We start from the raw sequence: 22,865 nt of genomic DNA on the forward strand, positions 1-22,865 counted from the left end.
GGTCCTCAGAGGTACGGGTCAGGTCACGTGGGTGAGGGCGTCCCAGACGTTCTCCGCCTCGACGACCTCGAAGCCGGGGGCGAAGGCGACCGGGCCGACCGGGACGAGGGAACGCTGGCCGTTGGGCTTGCGGGTGCCCTCGTCGAGGGAGCCGACGGGGACCAGGCCGCGTTTGAAGCCGAGGCGGGCGGCTTCGGTGAGGCGGCGGCGGACGTCCTTGACGGGGCGGAGCTCGCCCGCGAGGCCGACCTCGCCGAGCGCGACCAGGCCCGCCGGGAGGGGCTTGTCGCCCGCGGCGCTGGCGACGGCGAGCATGACCGACAGGTCGACGGCCGGGTCGCTGAGCTTGATGCCGCCCACGGTCGCGGTGAAGACGTCGCAGCCGCCCAGCCGGGCGTTGAGCCGGCGCTCCAGCACGGCGAGGACCATCTGGACGCGGTAGGTGTCGAGGCCGGAGGAGGTGCGCCGCGGCTGCTGGGCCTCGGTGCGCGCCACCAGGGCCTGGACCTCGGCGGGCAGGGGGCGGGTGCCCTCGACCGTGACGGTCACGCAGGTGCCGGGGACGGGGTCGGAGCGGCGGGAGACGAACAGGCCGCTGGGGTCGGTGATGCCCTCGATGCCGCGCTCGTGGAGGTCGAAGCAGCCGACCTCGTCGGTGGGGCCGAACCTGTTCTTGATCGCGCGTACCATGCGGAGCCGGGAGTGGCGGTCGCCCTCGAAGTTGAGCACCACGTCGACGAGGTGTTCGAGGGTGCGCGGGCCGGCGATGGAGCCTTCCTTGGTGACGTGGCCGACCAGGACGGTCGACATGTCACGCTCCTTGGCCAGCCGCACGAGGTTGGCCGCGACCTCGCGGACCTGGGTGACGCCGCCGGGGACGCCGGTGGCCTGGGCGGAGCCGACGGTCTGCACCGAGTCGACCACGAGCATGCGGGGTTGGATCTTCTCCACGTGGGCGATCAGCGCCGACAGCTCGGTCTCGGCCGCCAGGTAGAGGCGGTCGCGGATGGCGCCGATGCGGTCGGCGCGGAGCCGGACCTGGGCGGCCGACTCCTCGCCGGTGACGTAGAGGACGGTCTCGCGCTCGGCGATGCGGGCGGCGGCCTCCAGCAGCAGCGTCGACTTGCCGATGCCGGGCTCGCCGGCCAGCAGCACGACCGCGCCCGGCACCAGGCCGCCGCCGAGCACCCGGTCGAGCTCGCCGACGCCGGTGGTGCGGGCGGCGGCGATCTCGGCCTTGACCTGGCCGATCGGCATCGCCGGGGCGGTGGTGGCGCCGGCCTGGACGACGTGCGCGCCGGCGCGGCCGCCCTCCTCGTCGACGGTGCCCCACGCCTGGCACTCGCCGCACCGGCCGACCCACTTGGGGGTGCGCCAGCCGCACTCGGCGCAGCGGTATCCGGGCTTCTGCGCAGTCTTGGCCATGGCGAGCAGGCTAGCGGGCCGGACCGACAAGCCGGTGCTACGCCAGGCCCAGCTCCTTGACGAGCATGCGCTTGGGCCGGGCGCCGACGATCTGCCTGACCGGCCGGCCGGCCTCGAACAGCAGCAGCGTGGGCAGGCTCATGACGCCGTAGCGGGCCTGGATCTCGGGGTGGTGGTCGGTGTCGAGCTTGCCGATGGTCAGCCCGTGCTCGGCCTCGATCTCCTCCAGCACGGGGGCGATCATCTTGCAGGGCGGGCACCATTCGGCCCAGAAGTCGACGAGCACCGGCTTGCCCGCGCCGAGCACCTGCTCGTCGAAGTTGTCCGTGGTGAGCGTGATCATGTGTCTCCTCTGAAGAAGCAGCCTTCGCACGATCCGGCGAGTTGCGCGGCGACCTCCGCGCGGCGGGTCAGCAGCAGCCGGATCTCGTCGTCGATCTCGGCGAGCTTGCGCTGGTAGACGGCCATCGACTCGGGGCAGGACCCGCCGCTGTCGTGGCCCGAGCGCAGGCAGTCGACGAACGGGCGGGTGTCCTCCAGCGTGAACCCCACCGACAGCAGGGCGCGGATCTCCGACACGAGCCGGACGTCCGCCTCCGCGTAGTGGCGGTAGCCGTTGGCGCTCCTGTGGGCGCGCAACAGCCCGTGCTGCTCGTAGTAGCGGAGCGAGCGGGTGCTCACCCCGGTCCGCCGGGCCAGCTCTCCGATGCGCATGCGCTCAAGGTAAACGTTGACACCGGCGTCAAGGTCAAGCGCTCAGAAGTAGCGCCAGCGGAGCACGTTGGGATAGGCCAGCTCCAGGCCCGGCGTCTCGGCGATGGCCTGCTCGGCCACCTCGGGGGCGAACTCGATGCGCAGCACCGCCTCCAGATCGGCCCGCCGCTCGAAGACCATGCGCAGGTCGAGCCGCCGCCGCTGCCAGCCCTGGCGGTCCCAGAACGCCTCCACCTTCGGCGCGGAGTAGGCGGGGACCGTGCGCTGGAACCACCGGCCGAACGCGCCCCCGGTGGCGTCGAGGTCGAGGACGAAGGCCGCGCCGCCGCGCCGTACGACCCGCGACAGCTCGCGCAGGCCCGGCTCGCAGCCGGGCCCGAAGAAGTACGCCCAGCGCGCGATCGCGACGTCGACCGAGGCGTCCGGCAGCGGCAGGTCCTGGGCGGCGGCTTCGCGCACCTCGACGGACGGGAGCGCGGCGCACCGGCGGCGGGCCGCGGCGGCCAGGTCGCGGTGCGGCTCGACGCCGATCACCCGGGCCGCCTCGGCGGCGTAGCCCGGCAGGTGGTAGCCGGTGCCGCAGCCGATGTCGAGCACGGTCGCGCCCTGCCACGGCCGGAGTTTCCGCATCGCCGCGCCGGCGATGTCGTCGGGGTCGACCGCGCGGTTCTCCAGCTCGTACACCTGCGGTGTGTTCCAGATGTTGGGGCTCGGGATCGCGCCTCGGACCGTCCTGGGCATGCGACAACCGTACGGGGTGGCGCGCCGGCACGGGACATCCGGCTTAGGCTGGCAACGTGGCTGATGTCATCCGCGTGCCCAATGCGAAGATCGCATTGTCCACCGCTTCGGTATATCCGGAACGCACGCCTGATGCGTTCGAGCTGGCTGCCCGGCTGGGCTACGACGGTGTCGAGATCATGGTCGGCGCCGACCCGGTGAGCCAGGACATCGACGTGATCGAGCGGCTCTCCGACCATTACGAGGTGCCCGTCCTCGCCATCCACGCGCCCTGCCTGCTCGTCACCCAGCGGGTGTGGGGGCGCGACCCGTGGGCCAAGCTGGTCCGCGCGCAGAAGGCGGCCGAGCGGCTCGGCGCGTCGGCCGTCGTCGTGCACCCTCCGTTCCGCTGGCAGCGCGACTACGCCCGCGAGTTCGAGGTCGGGCTGGCCCGCATGCGCGACGAGACCGACGTGATCTTCGCGGTCGAGAACATGTTCCCCCTCAGGGCCCGCGGCAACGACGTGGTGCCCTACTCGCCCGACTGGAACCCGACCGACTACGACTTCCCGCACGTCACGCTCGACCTGTCGCACACCGCCGTGTCCGGCTCCGACGCCATGGACATGGCGACCAAGCTCGGCGACCGGCTGGCGCACCTCCACCTGGCCGACGGCATGGGGGTCACCAACAAGGACGAGCACCTGGTGCCCGGCAGGGGCAACCAGCCGTGCGCGCCCATGCTGGAGCGTCTGGCCCGCAACGGCTACGACGGCCTGGTCGTCCTGGAGATCAACACCCGCAAGGCGGCCAGCCGCTCCGAGCGCATCGACGACCTGGCCGAGGCGCTCGCCTTCGCCCGGCTCTACCTGGCGGCCTCGACATGAGCCCCGAGCACCTGCGCACGGGCCCGAGCAGGGAGCTCGGCCGGGTGTTCGACCGGGTGGCCGACGCCTACGAGGCAGGTCGGCCCGGCTACCCCGACGAGCTCTACCGCGCCCTGTCGGAGGTGTCGGGCGTGCCGCTCGACGGCGCCACGGCGGTCGACGTGGGCGCCGGCACCGGGAAGCTCGCGCACGCCCTGCGGGCCCGCGGCTCGCGGGTGGTCGCGGTCGACCCGGGCGCGGAGATGCTGGCCAGGCTGCGGTCCAAGGGCACGGCGGGGGTGTCCGCGGTGCTGGCCGACGGCAACGCGCTGCCGCTGGCGGGCCGGTCCGCCGACCTGGTGACGTACGGCCAGTCCTGGCACTGGCTCGACCCGGTGGCCTCGATCGAGGAGGCCAGGCGGGTGCTGCGGCCGGGCGGGGCCATCGCCGCCTGCTGGAACCTCGCGCACGTGGCCCAGGCCGAGTGGCTGGCCGCCTACGAGGAGCGGCTGGCCGGGGCGTGCCCCACCTACTGGGGGCCGGCCAGTGAGGAGTGGTCGGTGCCGCCGATCGCGGCCGCGTTCGACGTGGTGGAGGAGCGCTGGATCCCGTGGACCCGCCTGGTCGCGATCGAGGACTTCCTGCTCCACCTGCGCTCCCACTCCTACATGGCGGCGCTGTCGGCGGGGGAGGCCGACGCGCTCGTGGAGCGGCAGCGGGCCGAGCTGCGCCGTGAGTTCCCCGACAACGTGGTGTCGGTGCCGATGCGGGTCTACCTGGCGGTAGGCCGGTGAGCACCATCAAGAGGCGTCCGGGGCGGCGTCCCGGCTCGGCCGACACGCGCGGGGAGATCCTCGCGGCGGCCCGGAAGGTCTTCGCCGAGAAGGGCTTCGACAAGGCCACGGTGCGCGGCATCGCCAGGGAGGCGAAGGTCGACCCGGCGCTGGTCCACCACTACTTCGACACCAAGGAAGGCATGTTCGCGGCGGCGATGCGGCTGCCGATCACGCCTGACCTGGTCGTCTCGGTGCTGCTCGACGGCCCCCGTGTAGAGCTCGGGAGGCGGCTGGTTACCATGATGCTCACGGTGACCGGTGATCCCGAGACCCGTGAGCCGATGATCGCGCTGGTCCGCTCAGCCATGACCCACGAGCAGTCGCGCGTGCTGTTCCGCGAGTTCATCACCAACGCCCTGCTCTACAGGGTGGCCGACCACCTCGGGATCCCCCATCTCCGGATCGAGGCCGCCTTCTCGCAGATGTTCGGGGTGATCGTGGCCCGTCACGTGCTGCGGCTGGAGCCCATGGCGAGCGCCGAGCCCGAGGAACTGGTGGAGCTGCTGGCGCCGACGATTCAGCGCTATCTCACACTGTAGAGCATTGTTCTGGAGCTGATCCTCACCATAAGGTGAAACTCGGTTACCTCCAGGAAGTTACTCGCGGGTAGGATCCCGGCGGGGCCAGGTCAGCGGGGTGACCGTACGCTGACAAACAACGTCGTTGTGGGAGGACCCGTGCTCTGGGTAGCCATCATCGGGCTCGTGATGACCGTCGTGGCGGTGGCCGTCGCGGGCCGCAGGGCTCTGTTCCTGTTCAAGCTCGCCACGGTGGGCCCGCCGGCCCCCGAGCGCGTGCAGTACGCCAAGGACAACGCCGGCGCCGAGATCAAGACGCAGCTGGTGGAGGTGCTCGGCCAGAAGAAGCTGCTCAAATGGACGCCGTCCGGGGTGGCGCACTTCTTCGTCATGTGGGCGTTCTTCATCCTGCTGACCGTCTACATCGAGGCGTACGGCGCGATCATCCAGGGTGCGATCACCGGTCGGCCGAACTTCCACATCCCGTTGATCGGGCAGTGGCCGGTGCTCGGGTTCCTGCAGGATTTCATCGCGGTGGCGTGTCTGCTGGGCCTGGTCGCCTTCGCGGTCATCCGGTTGCGTGAGTCGCCGGCCAAGCTGGGCCGCGGGTCGCGGTTCTCCGGCTCGCACCTGGGCGGCGCGTGGCTCGTGCTGTTCATGATCTTCAACATCATCTGGACGCTGTTCCTGGCGCGCGGCGCGGCGGCGGCCAACGGCAACCTGCCGTACTCCTCCGGCGCGTTCGTGTCGATCCCGCTGGGTCAGGTGCTGCCGGCCAGCGGGCTGCTGGAGGAGATCGCGCTGCTCCTGCACATCGGCTTCATGCTGGTGTTCCTGATCATCGTGGTGAACTCCAAGCACCTGCACATCTTCACCGCGCCGCTGAACGTGCTGTTCTCGCGCCGCCCGGACGGCATGGGCGCGGTGCCGGAGATGCGCGTCGACGGCAAGCCGGTCGACTTCGAGGACGAGGACCTGGATCCGGAGCGGCTGGGCCGGGGCAAGATCGGTGACACCACGTGGAAGGGGTTCCTGGACTTCTACTCCTGCACCGAGTGCGGGCGTTGCCAGTCGCAGTGCCCGGCGTGGAACACCGACAAGCCGCTGTCGCCGAAGATGCTCATCCTGGACCAGCGTGACCACGCCTTCGCGGTCGCCCCGTACCTGATGGCCGCCGCCAACGGGGGCAACGGGCACGAGGACACCGACGTGCTGGCGCTGCTGAACAAGCCGCTGGTCGGCGAGGAGGGTGTGATCCACCCGGACGTGCTGTGGTCGTGCACCAACTGCGGCGCGTGTGTGGAGCAGTGCCCGGTGGACATCGAGCACATCGATCACATCATCGACATGCGTCGTTACCAGGTGATGGTGGAGTCGTCGTTCCCGTCGGAGGCGGGGGTGATGGTGAAGAACCTGGAGAACAAGGGCAACCCGTGGGGCATGTCGGAGATGAAGCGGGCCGACTGGATCGCCGAGCTCGATTTCGAGGTCGAGCTGGTCGAGGAGAAGATGCCTGAGGACGCGGAGTACCTGTTCTGGGTGGGCTGCGCGGGTGCGCTGGAGGACCGGGCGAAGAAGACCACCAAGGCGGTGGCGGAGCTGCTGCACATCGCCGGGGTGAAGTTCGCGGTGCTCGGCCCGATGGAGGCGTGCACCGGTGACCCGGCCCGCCGGCTGGGCATGGAGTACCTGTTCAACATGCTGGCCCAGCAGAACATCGAGACGCTGAACGAGGCCGGGGTCAAGAAGATCGTGGCCACGTGCCCGCACTGCTTCAACACGCTGGCCAACGAGTATCCGCAGCTGGGCGGCATGTTCGAGGTCGTGCACCACACCCAGTTGCTGGCCAAGCTGGTCGATGAGGGCAAGCTGACCCCGATCACGCCGATCGAGGAGAAGATCACCTACCACGACCCGTGTTTCCTGGGCCGGCACAACAAGGTCTACTCCCAGCCCCGCGACATCATGTCCAAGGTGCCCGGGGTGCGGACGCAGGAGATGCACCGGCACAAGGACCGCGGTTTCTGCTGCGGCGCGGGCGGGGCGCGGATGTGGATGGAGGAGCGGATCGGCAAGCGCATCAACACCGAGCGGGTGGACGAGGCGCTGACCACGGATCCGGACACGGTTTCCACCGCGTGCCCGTTCTGCATGGTGATGCTGGGGGACGCGATCAATGAGAAGAAGAACAGCGGCGAGGCCAAGGAGTCGCTGGAGGTCGTGGACGTGGCGCAGCTCCTGATCAAATCGGTGAAGACCCCCGTCTGACCCGGAAAGTGAAACTCCTCCACAGGTTTCTGTGGAGGAGTTTCGCCGGTCAAAGGGGGTGATCGCCGGAAATCCGGCATCCACATAACGGGTAAATCACGGTAACCTCAACGTCGCATGGCTCTATTCGACGGGGAGGGGGGGCTCGTGATGAGCGTTGTCGTGACAGACTCCGAAGTCACCCTTGCCGACGTCCTCTCCCTCCGGCTCGCCATGGAGGAGCCGCTGAAGAGCGGCACCGAGCTGGTGCTGCGCCACCGCACCAGCGGCGTGGAGCGAGAGGTGACGCTCGGCACGCCGGGCGCCGTCGCGCGCGAGGCCACCGTCGCCGTGTCGCTGGCCCCGCTGCTGCTCACCGCCGGGCGCTGGGACGCCTACCTGCGCCATCAGGGCAAACGCAACAGGCTGCGCAGCATCGACCCCGGCTTCTCGCTCGACCATCTCGACGCGTACGCGCTGTGCAAGCGCACGCTCGCCTACCGCTCCTACCGCACCCGCAACGGCTATCTGGCGCTGAAGATCGACGACGCCGCGCCCGTGGCGGAGGTGCGCGCGGTCTGGTTCAGGGAGGGCCGCTTCGAGGTGACCGGCCTGCTCGCCTACACCGGCCTGGAGGACGACGACTCCCGCCACGAGGCCATGCTGGCGCTGCAGCGCAGGCAGACGGGCGCGCGCGTGTCGGCCAACGCCACCGTCCAGGGTGTGCGCTTCCACGCCGCGGTCTCGCTGGTCGACGTGCTCGCCGCCGACCCCGAGGCCTCGGGTACGTGGGAGCCGTCGCTGGAGGTGGACGGGGTCGGCGAGCCGTTGCGGCTGGGCGGCTGGCTCGACGACGTCGACGGCAAGCGGCGCCGCCTGCACTACCCGTCGGCCCGCATCGACGGCGTGCCCATCAAGCCCTCCTACACCGCCGACGACGAGCTGCGCATCGAGGTGGGCGGGTGAAGGTCACCTTCCTGCTCTCCTCCGCGTACGCGATGCGGGGAGACGTGCGCTCGGCGCTCAACCTCGCGGGCGCGCTGGCCCAGCGGCACGAGGTCGAGGTGATCAGCCTCAGGAGGCAGAAGGAGAAGCCGTTCTTCCCGGTCGCCGCGGGCGTGACCATGCGCTCGGTGATCGACGTGAGGCCAGGCGTCCGGCGTCTGTTCCCGCAGGGGCAGGTGCGCACGGAGGTGGCCCTGTGGCGGATGCTGCGCTCACTCAGAAGTGACGTTCTCGTCACCGCCAGGCCAGGGCTCAGCGTCCAGGCCGCGCGGCACGCCCCGCGCGAGATCCTGCGCATCGCCCGTGAGTGGGGCAGGCCGGCGGTGCCCGGCCCGGTCAAGAAGCTCTACCCGCGCCTGGACGCCGTCGTCGCGGCCACCGAGCCGGCCCGCGAGGAGTGGGCCAGGCTGCTCGACTCCGGGCCGCACGTGCACGCCATCCCCGACGCGCTGCCCGGCTCGCCGTGGCCGCGCTCGCGGATGGACAACCGCATCGTGGCGGCGGGCGGCCGCTGGGTGGCCGCCAAGTCGTACGACAGGCTGATCCGCGCCTTCGCCGTCGTCTCCGCCGAGCGCCCCGACTGGCGGCTCAGGCTGTACGGGAGCGGCCCCGAGGAGCGGCGGCTGCGCGCGCTGGTCGACGAGCTGGGCCTGCACAACCACGTCTACTTCATGGGCACCACCCCCGATCTGACCGGCGAGTTCGCCAAGGCGTCGATCGTGGCCAACACCTCCCACACCGCCGACCTCGGCATGACCGTGCTGGAGGCGATGGGGTGCGGGGTGCCCGTGGTGGCGTTCGAGGGCACCCACGGGCCCGCCGAGTTCGTGGCCACCGGCTACAACGGCGTGCTGGTGCCCGAGGCCGACGAGCGGGCGTTCGCCGGGGCGATGCTGGCGCTCATCGGCGACGAGCGCAGGCGGCGCTCGCTGGCCGCCGGGGCGCTCGACACGGCCATCCGCCACGCCGCCGACGAGGTGGGCGAGCAGTGGGAGAAGCTGTTCGCGGGGCTCCGCTGAGTGATACCCGGAGCGGGTACCTTAGATGTATGCATGGGTATAGCGGAGACAAGCAGGCCTATCTGACGCGGCTCAGGCGCATCGAAGGGCAGATCAGGGGTTTGCAGCGCATGGTCGACGACGACGCCTACTGCATCGACGTCCTCACCCAGGTCTCCGCCGCGACGCGGGCCTTGCAGGCGGTGGCGCTGGGGCTGCTGGAGGAGCACATCTCCCACTGCGTCGCCGACGCCATCGCCACCGGTGGCCCGGAGGCCGACGCGAAGGTCAAGGAGGCCTCGGCCGCGATCGCGCGACTCGTCCGTTCGTAGGAGGGCCGCCCCCGGGAGGACTAGTCATCGTGAGCCACCCCGTACATGACATGTCCCGGACCCCTGGGGGAGTCCGGGACCAAGTCATGTGATCGTCTTCAGCGACTCGCCGAAGTCCGCAATCCGAGCGCGTCGTCGAGCTCGTCCAAGGTCAGCCGCCGCTCGCTGACAGCGACGGCGGTGAGCACCTCGGCGTAGAGCGCAATCTCGTCCAACGCGACACGGTCATGGACCCGAGTGTCCAAGTTTTCGTGCCCCACCGCGTCGTCCTTCCTTCCGCAGCCCACACCCTCTCCGAGGTTACGGCGCGGGCCCTTCCGGCGACATGGCCCATCGGAGTCATTCCTTTCGTCGCCGATGAGGCCCCAAGGGGATCATTTCCCCGGGGTAGAGATCACAATTCAGCTAATAACGCGTGATCTTAAGTGTTAGAACGATATAGGCGGAGTTAGGGTGAAATAGCGGCATTAGTGGTTTACGTGTGACTCATGGGGTCGTCGCGCTCCAGGACCAGGCGGCGCACCAGCGCGGCCGACCCCGCGAACCCCCGCTCCGGCACCCGCGCCCCGGACACCCGATGCCAGGCCAGCCCCACCGCGTACGCGGCTCCCAGCACCGCGGCCGTACTGGCACGGTCGGGTGGCATCATGCCGGTGCCGGCCTCGTCGCGCACGTGCGTGAACCCGCCCCGCAGGTCGGGCGGACCGGCCCCCGGCAGCCGGAGCCGCCGCGTGCCGGTGTCGTCCGGAGTCGTTTCCGAAATGTGACCTGTACTCAACTTATTGGGCCCCGGAATGCCCCCCGTTCCCGTAACGGGGCCGCCCGGGACGGGGAGCGGGCCGGAGCCGGTGAGCGGGCCGGTAAACGACTCGTTATCGGGGTTCCGGTATTGACCGGAAAAGCCTCCGGCGGGCCGCACGGGAAAACCCTCCGGCTCGGTCCGCTCGCCCGCCGACGTGCTCGTCAGGCCCGCCCGCAGCAGCTCCTCGTACGCGTGTCGGAGCCGGTGGTCGAGCCGGGGCGGCAGCAGCCCCTTGGAGTCGGACAGGTCCGCCAGATAGGCGGCGGCGGCCCGCGGCGGGTCGGTCGTGAAGGCCAGCGCCTCGACGAGGTCGTAGACCGTGTGGGACAGGTGGGCCTCCGGGTCGGTCTCCGCCATCACCGCCCGGGCCAGCCGCGGCGGGCAGCGGCGCAGCCAGGCCCGGCGCAGCTCCAGGTCCCCGCGCGCGGCCGCGTCGTCGTCCAGGCCCGGCTTCCGCAGCTCGGGCTCCACCATCGTGAGCAGCGCCAGCGCGCGCGGCCTGAACCGGGTGTCGGACAGCAGGATGTGAGCCGTGTCGGCGATCAGTGCGGCCAGGCGCAGTGCGGTGCGCGGGTGGCCGGCCCGCAGCCGCTCGCCCACCAGCGCGACCAGGCCCGCCAGCGGCGGCGCCGGCAGCCAGCGCACCCACTCGTCGCCCGGCAGCGACCGGCGCAGGAACTGGCCGAACATCGTGATCAGCCGCTCGTTGCCGTCGAAGGCCGGCGCGTACGCGCACCACATGATCGTGCCCCAGATGGCCGCCACCGTGCTGGGCACGTCGGAGGCGAAGACGTCGTCGAAGGCGGCGAGCGGGTAGTCGAGCTCGCTCCTGCGGCAGTTGGCCCGCAGCAGGTCGTTGACGCGCTCGCACAGCTTCGGCGGCACGTCGGGGCCGACGAAGGCCTGCGTGGAGCCCGGCTCGGCGGCGAAGTCGGGGCCGCCGGGGATGATCTCCGGGGGCAGCGCGGCCGGGGAGTGGCCCACCTGCCGGGCGCGGATGCGCCGGGGCGGCGGCGCGGGGTGCCAGCGGCCGTCGGCCGGGTCGTGCAGGTGCCAGCGCGCGTGCGCGCCGAACAGCCACCGGTCGCCGTCGCGGGTCACGAGTGTCCTGGCGGCGATCGCGTGCGCGCGGGTGTCGCCGGGCAGCCCCTGCCAGCGCGGGTCGTCGACCATCGCGCGGATCTCCGCCTCCGCGGCGGTGAACGCATTCCAGGGGCGCACGGCGGCCATCGTAGTAGTCCGTCCGTAACCGAAGGTTGGCAGTACACGGCAGAATGTCCGCTATGAGGGCGAGACTGGCGGGCATGATGGCGGTCGTGGGTGTGGTGAGCGGGTGCGGGACGATCACGGCGGCCCAGCCGCCGCTGGAGGGGCCCGGTGTGCTCACGCTGGAGAAGGCCCAGCCCCCCACGCCGGGCGGCGAGGTTGGCGGCGCCTCCACCGAGTTCGCGTCCGCCAAGGACCTGTCGATGTGGCTCAAGCTCAGCGAGAAGGAGAAGGACGTCGACCGGCTCGCCAAGATGGACGTCGGCAAGACGGCCAAGGGCGCCATGTACCTGGAGCCCAAGACCTCCGCCTGGTTCGACGGCTTCCGCGGCCCGTTCGTCTACCAGGACCTGGCCGGCGACATCGTCATGCACGCCAGGGTGAAGGTCGAGGGCAAGAGCGGCGGCAAGCCCAGGCGCAAGTTCTCGCTCGGCGGCCTGATGGCCCGGGTGCCGGACTCGTACGACAACGCCAACTGGGTGTCGATCACCACCGGCACGACCGACAGGACCGGCCGGCTGGAGTCGAAGTACACCAGGGACGGCAGCTCCAAGCCCAAGGAGACAGCCGTCAAGAGCGGCTGGACGGAGTTAGTGCTGGCCCGGGTGGGCAGGGTGTGCGCCGCGCTCTACAAGGAGGAGGGCGGCGAGTGGAAGGTGGCCGACCGCTGGCCGACCGAGTTCCCCGAGGTGCTGCAGTGGGGCCTGGTCGCGTACACCGACTGGGACAGCTACTACGCGCTCAAGAAGGACCACGTCAAGGGCAACGCCAAGCAGGTGAAGGGGCAGCCCGACCTGAAGATGACCGTCGACTACGTGCGGTTCCTCCGGCCGGAGCTGCCCGATTACGCCGACCCGCTGAACACCGCGTCGGTCTCGGACGAGGTGCTGATCAAAGTGGTGACGCCCGCCGATGCCTGAGCGCCGCCGCCATGTAGGTGTCGGGCGTGCGGGCGAAGGACGCCCGGTCGTCGTCGGTCAGCTCGCGTACGATCTTCCCCGGCACCCCCGCCACCAGCACGCCGGCCGGGATCTTCTTGCCGGGCCCGATCAGCGCGCCCGCCGCGACGAGCGTGCCGGCTCCCACGTGGGCCCCTCCCAGCACGATCGCGCCGATGCCGATCAGCGCGCCGGACTCGACGTGGGCGCCGTGGACCATGGCCTTGTGCCCCAGGCTCACCCGGGGCTCCAGGATGGCCGGCTCGCCGGGGTCGGCGTGCAGGCAGCACAGGTCCTGGACGTTGCACTCCTCACCGATCTCGATGCGCTCACTGTCCGCCCTGAGAACGGAGCCGTACCAGATGCTCGACGCCCGGCCGATCGAGACCCTGCCGACCACGACGGCGCCAGGGGCGACGTACGCGTCCGGGTGGATCTCCGGGGCCGCCCCGTCGTCCAATGCAGCGATGTACATCTGACCCATCGTAATTCCCGCCGTTTCCTGCCCGGCTCTGGCATTCCGGTTGCGGGTATGGGCAGTTGGCAGGAAAGTCGATTACTGACGTCTCGTCGTCACACCCTCACAATCCGCAGTTATCCCCCGCCTCACGCGAATTAGGTAATCCCCATGACACAACGGCACGACAGCATCCCCGACCTCATGCAGGACGACACCTTCGAAGTGGCCATGCGCGGCTACAACCGCCGCCAGGTGCACGACTACATGGCCAGGACCGGCAACCAGATCAGGGACCTGGAGGAGCGGCTGGCGCGGGCGATCGACCAGGCCGAGCAGAGCCGGGTCGAGCTCGCGGAGGCCAGGCGGCAGATCGCCGAGGTGCCCCAGAACTTCAACCCGAGCACCCGGCTGGAGCAGATTCTCAAGCTCGGCCACGAAGAGGCCACCGCCATGCGGGAGGAGGCCGAGGCCGAGAGCAGCGCCCTGCGCGAGTCCGCGAAGACCGAGTCCGACCGGCTGCTGACCTCGGCCCGTGAGACCGCCGACAAGATGCTCACCTCCGCGCAGGCGGAGGCGGAGCGGCGGGTCGCCGAGGCCACCGAGGCGGCCGAGCGCATGCTGGCGCAGGCCGGGGCCGACGCCGAGGAGGCCCGCTCGTCGGCGCGCGCCGAGGCGGAGACCCGGGTGCGCGAGGCGCGGGCCGAGGCCGAGCGCACGGTCACCGCGGCCCGGGAGGAGTCCGAGCGGATGGTCGCGTCCGCGACGGCCGAGGCGGAGCAGACCATGGCAGGGGCGCGGGCCGAGGCGGAGCGGACGGTGGAGGCCGCCCGCGCGGAGGCCGAGGCGTCACTGGCGGCGGCGCAGCAGCGGGTGGCCTCGCTCGACGAGCACGCCGGCCGCCGCGTGGAGTACCTGAGCAACACCCACAACGAGGTGGTCCGCAGGCTGAACGAGGTCAACTCGGTGCTCAGCGACCTGATGCGCAAGGAGGCGGGGGCGGGCCCGCTGGTGCCGGAGGCGATCGCGCCGCCGGCCGCGCAGCAGGAGCTCCCGAGCGGCCAGGAGCAGGACGACGTGCGGGTCATCGTCGAGGACGAGGAGCCGCGTGAGGAGCGGTCGGTGGACGACACGGACGTCAACCTGGGACGTCTGGAGCTGCGCAAGTAGCGGGTGGAAGCCTCCGCCCCCGATCGGGTCGGAGGCTTCCACGCGTGCCCCCTCTTGGTGGCCCGGTGCCGGGGCCGCCGAGACGCAGGACCCGGCACCGGGCGGATCGTGGTGGCGGCGGGTGAGGCGCCCGCCGCTCACGGAGGTGCCGGGCCGGCGCGTCGCTCGGGCTCGCCGGCTCGTCTCTCCTGGTCCCGGAGCTGCTCGCGCAGGTCTTCCGGGTCGTCCGCGTCGATGGTCATCGCACAGCCGGCGTCGCGCTGTTCGGCGCTGATCGGGTGGTGGCGCGTGGCCCACCAGCGGCCGGCATCGCTTCGCCAGATGGTCCACTGCGGGTACTCCCGGGCGATTTCGGCGAGATGCCGATCAAAGGTCATCCACACCGCCCTTCCAAGAGCCCCTGGCCGAGGTTCCATCCGCTTCGAGCGTGCGCCACTTCTCTAGAGAACGCAATGATCGTGGGGGACAGGTCAACCTATCGCTTGACATCCGCCCTTGATTCAGGCGTCGAAGTCGTACTGGAGTACGTATGCCGCGGCGTCCAGGACCATTTCGTTGACCTCCACGGGCATTCCGGCGGCGGCGTAGGCGGTGCGGTCGACGACGATGACGGGGGTGCCGGCCGGCAGGCCGAGCAGGGCGCTCTCGCGAGGGCTGGGCATGCGGGCGCGGACCTCCTCGGTGAAGTGGGCCGGGGGGAGTTCGAGGTCGCGCAGCCTGGCGTAGACGCCTCCTGGCCCGGTGTCGGCCTCCGTGATCGGGCTGCCCTCCACGAGCCGCGCGGGGAAGTAGGAGGTGGCCAGCTGCACGGGCCTGGCGTCGACCAGGTAGCGGCGCCTGCGGACCCAGACGTCGGGGCCGCCGAGCACGTTCGCCACCTCGTCGGGGGCCTGTTCGCGGGCCACCTCGACCTGGTCGACGGTGAAGGGGCGGCCGCGGGTGTCGGCGTCCCAGATCGATCGTCCCTGCCCCCATTGTTCGCGCGCCAGGCGGCGGGAGCCGTGCCTGCGTATGGGTTTGAACAGTCGCACGTAGACCCCCGAGCCTCGCTTCGGCACCGCCAGACCTTCGTTGATCAGAACCGCGAGCGCCTGCCTGGCCGTGGCCCGGGCGATCGCGTACTCGGTCATGAGCGTGTTCTCGCCTGGTAGCCGGTCCCCGTCGCGCAGGTCGCCGGAGTGGATCCGGTCGCGGAGTGCGTCGGCGATCTGGCGGTAGATAGGAGGTTCTTGGGGTACCGGGGATTCAGACACAGTTAGATCACCCTCTGTCACCAACCGGGTTTGGCGTCTCCAGAGAACTTGCCCCGTCTTGTCCACGATCGCACAGATACGGAGGTTGGTCGCGAGTCTCTTTTTGAGCGGTGTGTGCCTGTGTGGTGACATCGGCCGGTTTTGGTGCAGCCGTTATCCCCGAACTGGTTCGCCCGTTACGGCTCTCGCCCACCAGCGGCGAGTAATCAGCGCCGCCGCCACCGCACCGGCCGTGTTGATCAGCACGTCGTCCACGGACGAGAACCGGCCGAGCCGCAGGACGTACTGCAGGGTCTCCACGAGCAGCGAGGCGGCCCCCGCGACGGCCGCCACGCGGGCCGGCGAGGCCATCCGGGCGGTGCGCACCGGGAGCAGCGCGCCGAGCGCGGCGAACACCAGCAGGTTGCCTCCGACCTGCACGAACGCCGTCTCCCACGGCGATCGGACCACCGCGGCGAGGTCGGCGAACGGGATCAGGTTGACGCCCTCCTGGCCGGTTCCCGGGGTGAGGATCATCCAGATCCAGGGCGCCGTGCCGGCCGCGATCCCGACGTCGGCCAGCGCGGTGCGCAGGGGCGCGGGGTGCCCGCGGCGGGCCCGGCGGCGCGACAGCAGCACGACGGCCAGAGCAGCGAGGGGAAGGGCAAAAGTACCAGCAATAATGACGTTTCCCCATAATTCCCACGTGCGCGCCACCGGACCATGATGTCCGCAGGCGACGGCTACGGGAAGATGACCCTCAGGACAGGTCCCGGCCGGGGAAACGTGAGCGGCATGGCGCGCGTTGGCGCGGCGAGAGACGATGCTTAGAGACACGATCACGATCAAGCGGGAGTGACCCGATGCACGATGAATGGTCGCAGGCGGTCGACGGGCGAAGCCACGCGGCCGACCGGTTGGCGGAGGCCGCGCGGTCGGGTAAATCGTGCGAGCCGGTGCGCGACCTGGTCGGCACCGCGCAGGAGGCGTACGCTGTCCAGGAGATCAACACCCGGCGGGCCCTGGACGAGGGGCGACGGCTGGTCGGCCGCAAGATCGGCATGACGAACGTGCCGTTGCGGGAGAAGCTCGGCATCGACCAACCGGACTACGGCATGCTTTTTGCGGATATGTCGTATTCCGATGGGCTTCCTATCCCCATCACGCGCTTCCTGCAGCCCAAGGTCGAGGCGGAGATCGCCTTCGTGATGGGCGCGGACCTGGTGGGCGGGCCGTTCACGGTGGCCGAGGTGATCAGGGCGGTCGACTTCGTGCTGCCGGCCATCGAGATCGCCGACTCCCGCATCGCCGACTGGGACATCACGCTGCCCGACACCATCGCCGACAACGCCTCCGCCGGCGCCTTCGTGCTCGGCAACACGCCCACCTCGCTCATGGGCTCCGACCTGCGGTCGGCCGGGATGCGGATGACCCGCGCGGACGCGGAGGTCTCCACCGGCTCGGGCGAGGCATGCATGGGCCACCCGCTCAACGCCGCCGTGTGGCTCGCCGGCGCGCTGGGCCGCACCGCCTTCCCACTCCGCGCCGGTGACGTGGTGCTGACCGGGGCGCTCGGGCCGGTGGTCCCGGCCGAGCCGGGCGACGTGTTCGAGGCCCACGTCGACGGGCTGGGCTCCGTCCGGGCGGTGTTCTCCCCGTGACACGCGATCGCGGCCGGGCGCTGCGGGTCGAGGGCAAGGCGACGCCGCGCGGCCGGTTCCCGCACGTGCGCCGGGCCGGCGACTTCCTGTACGTCTCGGGCACCAGCTCCAGAAGGCCGGACAACACCTTCGTCGGCGCCGAGGCCGACGAGCTGGGCGTCACCGACCTCGACATCCGCGCCCAGACCAGAGCCGTCATCGAGAACGTCGGCGACATACTCAAAGCCGCGGGCGGCTCGCTGGCCGACCTCGTCCAGATCACCGCCTACCTGGTGAACATGAACGACTACAAGGGCTACAACGAGGTCTACGCCGAGTTCTTCGACGAGGAGGGCCCGACCCGCACCACCGTGGCCGTCCACCAGCTCCCGCACCCGCACCTGCTGATCGAGATGCAGGCCGTCGCCTATCACCCCCTGGAGAGATCATGATCCCTCCGATCGACTTCACGAAGTGGATCGACGAGCACGCCCACCTGCTCAAGCCCCCGGTCGGCAACAAGGTGGTCTTCGAGGGCGCCGAGGACTTCATCGTCATGGTGGTCGGCGGGCCCAACTCCCGCACCGACTACCACGTCGACCCGTACGAGGAGCTCTTCTACCAGGTCCGCGGCAACATGCACGTCAACGTGATCACCGACAGGGGGCCGGAGACCGTGCACATCAGGGAGGGGCAGATGTGGCTGCTGCCCCCGTCCATGCCGCACTCCCCGCAGCGGCCCGAGGAGGGGTCGGTCGGGCTGGTGGTGGAGAGGATCCGGCCGGAGGGCACGCTGGAGAGGTTCCAGTGGTACTGCGAGCAGTGCGGCTCGCTGGTCCACGAGGTCGAGCTGCAGGTACGCGACATCGTCGCCGACCTGCCGCCGGTGTTCAACGCGTTCTACGCCGACGAGAAGGCGCGCACCTGCGCGGGCTGCGGCGCGCTCCATCCGGGCAAGGGCTGAATGGTCACTGACGTCCACACCCACTACGTGCCCAGGGGCTGGCCCGACCTGGGCTGGCCGGGGGCGCCCAGCCTGCGGGTGGAGTCCGAGCGGGAGGCGGTCATCCTCGTCGGCGGCGCGGAGTTCCGCCGGATCCGTCACGAGTGCTGGGACCCCCGGGCGCGGCTGGAGTCGATGGACGCCGACGGGGTGGACCGGCAGGTGGTCTCGCCGACGCCGGTGTTCTTCGGTTACGACCGGCCGCCCGCCGAGGGTGTGCGGATCGCCAGGGTCTTCAACGACCTGGCGCTGGAGATCTGCGACGGCGACCGGCTGATCCCGTTCTGCCAGGTGCCGCTGCAGGATCCCGACCTGGCCTGCGAGGAGCTGGACCGGTGTCTCGCCAACGGGCACCGGGGGGTCGAGATCGGCAACCACGCCGGCGACCGCGACCTGGACGACGACGGGATCGTACGGTTCCTGGCCCACTGCGCCGACCGGGGCGTCCCGGTGTTCGTGCACCCGTGGGACATGCCGTCGGGGCCCCGGCTCGACCGGTGGATGGCGCGGTGGCTGGTGGGCATGCCTGCCGAGACCCATCTGTCGATCCTGGCGATGATCCTCGGCGGCGTGTTCGACCGCGTCCCCGACACCCTGCGCATCTGCTTCGCCCACGGCGGCGGGTCGTTCGCCTTCTGGCTCGGCCGGTTGGAGAACGCCTGGCACCGCAGGAAGGACGTGGTCGGCGTCTCGGAGAAGCCGCCGTCCGCCTATCTCGGCCGGTTCGGCGTCGATTCGGTCGTCTTCGACGAGCGGGCGCTGCGCCTGCTGGTCGACACCTTCGGCGAGGACCACGTCATGCTCGGCTCCGACTACCCGTACCCGCTGGGCGAGTCGCCCGCGGGCGAGCTGGTCAGGACCGCCGGGTTCCTCACCGACGGGGCGCGGGCCAAGCTGATGCGCCGCAACGCCGAGGTGTTCCTGGGCTGCTGAGGGGAGCTCACCATGCGGTTACCGCCCGTCGTCGGGCTGGTGGTGCTGATGGCGGCAGGCTGCGGCGGCGGCGCCGCGCCGCAGCCGCCGCGGCACGAGGACGGCGAGGTCCGGGTGGGGGCGATCATCTCCCAGACCGGCGTCTACGCCGCGCTCGGGGACGAGATGGAACGCGCCATGCGCCTGTACCTGGAGGAGCACGGCGGCGAGCTGGGCGGCAGGCCCGCCAGGCTGGTGGTCGCCGACGACGGCGGCACCGCCGAGCAGGGCAGGCGGGCCGCCAGGGAGCTCATCGAGCGCGACCGGGTGGACGTGATCACCGGCCTGCTGGCCTCGCCGGTGGCCGAGGCCGTGGTGGCCGAGGCCGGGCGGACTCCCGTCGTGGTGGCCAACGCGGGGGCCGACGACCTGGGCGGGCCCGGCGTGTTCCGGGTGTCGTTCACCAACCACGCCCACGGGCACGCCGCGGGCCGCTACGCCGCCCAGGCCCACGGCCGCCGCCCCGCCGTGCTGATGGCCTCCGACTACTCGGCCGGCGTCGAGACCCTGGACGGCTTCGAGGAGGGGTACGGAGCCGGCAAGCTGGAACGCGTTCTCACCCCGTACGGCAGGACGCCGGACCTGGCGCCCTACCTGGCGCGGATCCCGGCGGAGGCGGAGCTGCTGTACGCGTTCTACGCGGGGGGCGAGGCGGTCGCCTTCGCCAAGGCGTTCAGGCAGCTCGGCTACGACGCCAGGATCGACCTGCTGACCTGCCAGAACCTCACGGACGAGGACGTGCTGGCGGCCGTCGGACCGGACGCGGAGGGCATCGTCAGCGTCGGGCTGTACGCGCCGGGGCTGGAGAACCCGGAGAACACCGCTTTCGTGGCGAAGTGGCAGACGCGGACCGGCCGGAACCCCTCGGTGGTGGCGGTGCAGAGCTGGGACGCCATGTCGCTGGTCGACCGGGCCGCGGCCCGGGGCGGTGACCTGACAGCCGAGCTGGGCGGGGTCGGCGAGTTACCCAGCCCGCGCGGGCCGCTCCGGCTGGACCCGGCAACACACGACCCGGTGCAGAACTGGTACGCCCGGCAGTACCAAAATGGTACAAATCGGGTTATCGCTACCGTTCCCCCGAAGGAGTGACCAGTTGCTGGATCGCGACCGCTGCCTCGCCCTGGACGCCGAGGACCCGCTGCGGGAGTTCAGGGAAGAGTTCGTGCTCCCCGAAGGCGTCATCTACCTCGTGGGCAACTCGCTCGGCGCGCTGCCGCGCCACGCCCCCGAACGGCTCCGCAGGGCGGTGGAGGACGAGTGGGGCGGTCAGCTCGTCGGCGGCTGGAACAGCGCGGGCTGGTACGACCAGCCGCTGACCCTGGGCGACCGGATCGCGCCCCTCATCGGGGTCGGGCCCGGCCAGGTCGTGGTGGGCAACACCACCTCGATCGCGATCCACCAGGCGGTCTCGGCGGCGGCGCGGCTGCGCCCCGGCAGGAAGGTCATCGTCTCGGACGCGCGCAACTTCCCGACCGACCACTACATGGTCCAGGGACTGGCGGAGTCGCTCGGGTACGAGGTGCGCGACGTGTCCGAGGGCCGGTTCGACGACGTGGCGGCGGTGCTGCTGTCGGAGGTCGACTACCGCACCGGCGAGCGCCAGGACGTGCCCGAGGTGACCGCCCGCGTGCAGGCCGCGGGAGCGCTGATGATCTGGGACGTCTGCCACAGCGTCGGCGCCATGCCCGTGGACGTGTCGGCCGCCGACTTCGCGGTCGGGTGCACGTACAAGTACCTCAACGGCGGGCCGGGGTCGCCCGCCTTCCTGTACGTGAACCCACGCCACCAGGCCGATGCCGTGAACGTGCTGTCGGGCTGGTACGGCCACGCCGACCCGTTCGCGTTCGAGGCCGGCTACCGGCCGGCGCAGGGGATCAGGCGGTTCGCGGTGAGCACCCCGCACGTGCTGTCGTTCGCCGCCCTGGACGCCGCGCTGGACGTGTGGGAGCGGGTGCCGCTGCACCTGCTGCGCGCCAAGAGCGTGGCGCTCGGCGAGCTCTTCGCCGGGCTGGTCGGCGACGCGCTGGAACTGGCCTCGCCCGCCGACCCCGAGCGGCGCGGCAGCCACGTCGCCTTCCGTCACCCCGACGGCTATCCGGTGATGCGGGCGCTCATCGACCGGGGCGTGCACGGCGACTTCCGGGCGCCCGACATCCTGCGGTTCGGGCTGGCGCCGCTCTACCTCCGCTACGTGGACGTGTACGACGCGGCGCGGACCCTGCTTGAGGTGCTGGACAAGGAGCTGTGGCGGGACGAGAAGTACGCCAGGCGGCTCGCCGTCACGTGACCCGGCCGTCGAGCTCCTTGACCGCCCGCTTGGTCGCGACGGCACGGTAGCTCTCCTCGACCCAGTCGAGCAGCACCTCCGACGGCGGCAGCGGCGACTCCAGCGGCACGGTCACCCATCCGGCCTTGCCGAGCCCGTAGCCGCTGGGCGCCGCCCCCTCGACGGTGAGCGCGTGGCCGTGGGCCTCCGAGCTCAGCTTCACGCCGAACGTGGGGCGCCACTTGTCGGTGGGCTCCTCGACGCCGAGGAACAGGAAGATCTTCTTCCCGACCTTGACGACGGTGTCGCCCCACGGGTGGTCCTCCCACGCCTCGGGCAGGCCGAGCGCGAACGCGCGCAGCTCCTCCCGCACGTCGTGCCAGTCGCTCATCGCGGCCCCGCCCTGAACTCGGTCAGCTTGCGCTCGATGTCGTCCCTGATGCGCTCGCGGGCCTCCATCCGCGGCACGCCCGCCATCAGCATTCCGTCATACCCCGTGTCATGGTGACGGATGGAGGCGACCACCGCCAGTGTGATCGCGTTCTCGTCCAGGGCCCTGGCCGCCGCCGTGCGGCCGACCCGGCCGCTGCCGCGCAGACCGGCGTGCTCGGCGATGGCGCGGGCCCGCTCCGGCGGGCAGCCGGGGAACAACCTGGCGATCTCGCCGGCCATCCGCCCCTGGAACACGACGTCCTGCTCGGCCCTGCGCTCCCGGTCGCGCTCGCGCCGCCGCGAACGCGCCTCCTCGTCGGCCAGGCACCGCTCCTCGGCCCTGGCCAGCGCCTCCTCCTCGACCAGCAGGCCCCTGCGCTGGTAGACCTTGCGCCGCCGGTCGAAGCGCACGACCACCGCCGCCAGCCCGCTCTCCTGCTTGGCCCGGCGGCTCAGCGCCGCGTTCCCCGACGGCAGGAACACCAGATGGTCCAGGTCGGCGCAGGTCAGGCAGTGGGGCCGGTCATCTTCCATGATCAGGTAGGGGCCGGTGTCGGCGCAGCCGGCGCACGTCCACGCCTCCAGCGGCTCGACCGCGACCAGGTCGGGCGGCTTGGCCTGGCGCTCGGCGAGCCGCCGCACCCGCGACTCGCTCAGGTCGGGCGACAGCCAGTGGACGGTGAACGGCTCCTGCTCGGGATGCCCGGTGAAGCGCAGCGGGCGGCGGTCGCGGCTGCCCGACACGTACGGCGCCGGCATCGGGCGCAGCCCTTTGGCCCGTGCCCAGTCGCGCAGCAGGGCGGCCGTGGTGAGCAGGCGCTCGCCGTCGACCGCGGCCAGCTCGGCGAGCGTGGCCGCGCGGCCCTGCCGCCAGACGTCGACGTGTCGCGTGTGGAGCCAGCGCAGCCCCGTCACCACGTCGATGAACGTCACGTACTGGTGGTCGGCCAGCGCGATCTCGGCGGCCTGGGCGACCCTGCGGGCCAGGTTCGGCTTGCTCACGCCCCTTAGTGTGCCGCGCCTTTG

The 22,865-nt window shown here is 71.1% G+C and carries 26 protein-coding genes; 15 read left to right on the forward strand and 11 right to left on the reverse strand.

Annotated elements, in window-relative coordinates:
* Window positions 1-18 precede the first annotated feature (18 nt).
* The 4 genes from radA to AB0K05_RS13545 are packed head-to-tail and all read right to left on the reverse strand — an operon-like array spanning window position 19 to window position 2,880.
* Window positions 19-1,425 carry a DNA repair protein RadA gene (radA, locus tag AB0K05_RS13530; protein WP_148035599.1) on the reverse strand — a complete coding sequence of 469 codons (1,407 nt, stop codon included), beginning with the start codon at window positions 1,423-1,425 and terminating at the stop codon, window positions 19-21.
* A 37-nt stretch (window positions 1,426-1,462) separates the two neighbouring features.
* Window positions 1,463-1,768 (reverse strand): thioredoxin, encoded by a 306-nt coding sequence (trxA, locus tag AB0K05_RS13535; RefSeq protein ID WP_364229159.1) that lies wholly within the window; start codon window positions 1,766-1,768, stop codon window positions 1,463-1,465.
* Window positions 1,765-2,139 (reverse strand): MerR family transcriptional regulator, encoded by a 375-nt coding sequence (locus AB0K05_RS13540; protein WP_148035597.1) that lies wholly within the window; start codon window positions 2,137-2,139, stop codon window positions 1,765-1,767. Before AB0K05_RS13540 ends, trxA begins: the two co-directional genes overlap by 4 nt.
* A gap of 42 nt (window positions 2,140-2,181) precedes the next feature.
* On the reverse strand, window positions 2,182-2,880 hold the full coding sequence (locus AB0K05_RS13545; protein ID WP_364229161.1) for a class I SAM-dependent methyltransferase: 699 nt from the start codon (window positions 2,878-2,880) through the stop codon (window positions 2,182-2,184).
* Between the two features lie 56 nt (window positions 2,881-2,936).
* On the opposite strand from AB0K05_RS13545, the gene AB0K05_RS13550 reads away from it, so the two are divergent.
* The 7 genes from AB0K05_RS13550 to AB0K05_RS13580 all read left to right on the forward strand — a co-directional run bounded on the left by AB0K05_RS13550 (window position 2,937) and on the right by AB0K05_RS13580 (window position 9,661).
* Complete coding sequence (locus AB0K05_RS13550; protein WP_148035595.1) at window positions 2,937-3,746, forward strand: sugar phosphate isomerase/epimerase; 810 nt, start codon at window positions 2,937-2,939, stop codon at window positions 3,744-3,746.
* Window positions 3,743-4,519 carry a class I SAM-dependent methyltransferase gene (locus AB0K05_RS13555; RefSeq protein ID WP_219542756.1) on the forward strand — a complete coding sequence of 259 codons (777 nt, stop codon included), beginning with the start codon at window positions 3,743-3,745 and terminating at the stop codon, window positions 4,517-4,519. Before AB0K05_RS13550 ends, AB0K05_RS13555 begins: the two co-directional genes overlap by 4 nt.
* A complete protein-coding gene (locus AB0K05_RS13560) occupies window positions 4,516-5,100 on the forward strand; it encodes a TetR family transcriptional regulator (RefSeq protein WP_364229164.1) in 585 nt (194 codons plus the stop codon). Before AB0K05_RS13555 ends, AB0K05_RS13560 begins: the two co-directional genes overlap by 4 nt.
* 138 nt (window positions 5,101-5,238) lie before the next feature.
* Complete coding sequence (locus AB0K05_RS13565; protein ID WP_364229166.1) at window positions 5,239-7,347, forward strand: (Fe-S)-binding protein; 2,109 nt, start codon at window positions 5,239-5,241, stop codon at window positions 7,345-7,347.
* Window positions 7,348-7,509: 162 nt separating this feature from the next.
* Window positions 7,510-8,292: a hypothetical protein gene (locus AB0K05_RS13570; protein ID WP_271275972.1), complete on the forward strand. Its 783-nt coding sequence runs from the start codon at window positions 7,510-7,512 to the stop codon at window positions 8,290-8,292.
* Window positions 8,289-9,350, forward strand: a complete 1,062-nt coding sequence (locus tag AB0K05_RS13575) for a glycosyltransferase (protein WP_271275973.1) — start codon at window positions 8,289-8,291, stop codon at window positions 9,348-9,350. Before AB0K05_RS13570 ends, AB0K05_RS13575 begins: the two co-directional genes overlap by 4 nt.
* A 29-nt stretch (window positions 9,351-9,379) precedes the next feature.
* Entirely contained in the window at window positions 9,380-9,661 is a 282-nt protein-coding gene (locus tag AB0K05_RS13580) for a metal-sensitive transcriptional regulator (RefSeq protein ID WP_049560737.1), read from the forward strand.
* Between the two features lie 475 nt (window positions 9,662-10,136).
* On the opposite strand, the gene AB0K05_RS13585 is transcribed toward AB0K05_RS13580, so the two are convergent.
* The gene (locus AB0K05_RS13585; protein ID WP_271275974.1) at window positions 10,137-11,684 is read right to left on the reverse strand and encodes a hypothetical protein; all 1,548 of its coding nucleotides are present in this window, start codon (window positions 11,682-11,684) and stop codon (window positions 10,137-10,139) included.
* Between the two features lie 62 nt (window positions 11,685-11,746).
* Between AB0K05_RS13585 and AB0K05_RS13590 the strand changes: the two genes are divergently transcribed.
* Window positions 11,747-12,649 (forward strand): hypothetical protein, encoded by a 903-nt coding sequence (locus AB0K05_RS13590; RefSeq protein ID WP_271275975.1) that lies wholly within the window; start codon window positions 11,747-11,749, stop codon window positions 12,647-12,649.
* On the opposite strand, the gene AB0K05_RS13595 is transcribed toward AB0K05_RS13590, so the two are convergent.
* Complete coding sequence (locus AB0K05_RS13595; RefSeq protein ID WP_187281519.1) at window positions 12,621-13,142, reverse strand: gamma carbonic anhydrase family protein; 522 nt, start codon at window positions 13,140-13,142, stop codon at window positions 12,621-12,623. The genes AB0K05_RS13590 and AB0K05_RS13595 overlap by 29 nt on opposite strands.
* A 153-nt stretch (window positions 13,143-13,295) precedes the next feature.
* Here AB0K05_RS13595 and AB0K05_RS13600 point away from each other — a divergent pair, with 153 nt between their 5' ends.
* Window positions 13,296-14,294, forward strand: coding sequence for a hypothetical protein (locus tag AB0K05_RS13600; RefSeq protein ID WP_271275976.1), 999 nt, complete (start codon window positions 13,296-13,298; stop codon window positions 14,292-14,294).
* Window positions 14,295-14,431: 137 nt separating this feature from the next.
* Here AB0K05_RS13600 and AB0K05_RS13605 read toward each other — a convergent pair whose 3' ends face one another.
* From AB0K05_RS13605 to AB0K05_RS13615, 3 genes are all read right to left on the reverse strand, one after another.
* A complete protein-coding gene (locus AB0K05_RS13605) occupies window positions 14,432-14,671 on the reverse strand; it encodes a hypothetical protein (protein ID WP_148035585.1) in 240 nt (79 codons plus the stop codon).
* 123 nt (window positions 14,672-14,794) lie between these two features.
* Entirely contained in the window at window positions 14,795-15,547 is a 753-nt protein-coding gene (locus tag AB0K05_RS13610) for a GntR family transcriptional regulator (RefSeq protein WP_308248719.1), read from the reverse strand.
* Window positions 15,548-15,700: 153 nt separating this feature from the next.
* Window positions 15,701-16,165 (reverse strand): VanZ family protein, encoded by a 465-nt coding sequence (locus AB0K05_RS13615; protein ID WP_364229170.1) that lies wholly within the window; start codon window positions 16,163-16,165, stop codon window positions 15,701-15,703.
* A gap of 224 nt (window positions 16,166-16,389) precedes the next feature.
* Here AB0K05_RS13615 and AB0K05_RS13620 point away from each other — a divergent pair, with 224 nt between their 5' ends.
* Genes AB0K05_RS13620 through kynU form a run of 6 tightly spaced genes read left to right on the forward strand, consistent with a single transcriptional unit; the run spans window position 16,390 to window position 21,428 of the window.
* On the forward strand, window positions 16,390-17,187 hold the full coding sequence (locus AB0K05_RS13620) for a fumarylacetoacetate hydrolase family protein (protein ID WP_219542765.1): 798 nt from the start codon (window positions 16,390-16,392) through the stop codon (window positions 17,185-17,187).
* Entirely contained in the window at window positions 17,184-17,618 is a 435-nt protein-coding gene (locus AB0K05_RS13625; RefSeq protein WP_148035581.1) for a RidA family protein, read from the forward strand. Before AB0K05_RS13620 ends, AB0K05_RS13625 begins: the two co-directional genes overlap by 4 nt.
* Window positions 17,615-18,130 carry a 3-hydroxyanthranilate 3,4-dioxygenase gene (locus AB0K05_RS13630; protein WP_148035580.1) on the forward strand — a complete coding sequence of 172 codons (516 nt, stop codon included), beginning with the start codon at window positions 17,615-17,617 and terminating at the stop codon, window positions 18,128-18,130. The genes AB0K05_RS13625 and AB0K05_RS13630 overlap by 4 nt, the downstream gene beginning before the upstream one ends.
* A complete protein-coding gene (locus AB0K05_RS13635) occupies window positions 18,131-19,102 on the forward strand; it encodes an amidohydrolase family protein (protein ID WP_364229173.1) in 972 nt (323 codons plus the stop codon).
* Between the two features lie 12 nt (window positions 19,103-19,114).
* Window positions 19,115-20,230, forward strand: coding sequence for an ABC transporter substrate-binding protein (locus AB0K05_RS13640; protein WP_364229175.1), 1,116 nt, complete (start codon window positions 19,115-19,117; stop codon window positions 20,228-20,230).
* Entirely contained in the window at window positions 20,187-21,428 is a 1,242-nt protein-coding gene (gene kynU, locus AB0K05_RS13645; RefSeq protein WP_364229177.1) for a kynureninase, read from the forward strand. Before AB0K05_RS13640 ends, kynU begins: the two co-directional genes overlap by 44 nt.
* On the opposite strand, the gene AB0K05_RS13650 is transcribed toward kynU, so the two are convergent.
* Both AB0K05_RS13650 and AB0K05_RS13655 read right to left on the reverse strand, forming a co-directional pair.
* Entirely contained in the window at window positions 21,421-21,798 is a 378-nt protein-coding gene (locus AB0K05_RS13650) for an MmcQ/YjbR family DNA-binding protein (RefSeq protein WP_271275982.1), read from the reverse strand. The genes kynU and AB0K05_RS13650 overlap by 8 nt on opposite strands.
* Window positions 21,795-22,841: a DUF2293 domain-containing protein gene (locus tag AB0K05_RS13655; protein WP_261808953.1), complete on the reverse strand. Its 1,047-nt coding sequence runs from the start codon at window positions 22,839-22,841 to the stop codon at window positions 21,795-21,797. Before AB0K05_RS13655 ends, AB0K05_RS13650 begins: the two co-directional genes overlap by 4 nt.
* Between the last annotated feature and the right edge of the window lie 24 nt (window positions 22,842-22,865).

The organism is Nonomuraea sp. NPDC049486 (genome assembly GCF_040676925.1).
In the GTDB taxonomy this organism is placed as follows: domain Bacteria; phylum Actinomycetota; class Actinomycetes; order Streptosporangiales; family Streptosporangiaceae; genus Nonomuraea; species Nonomuraea ferruginea.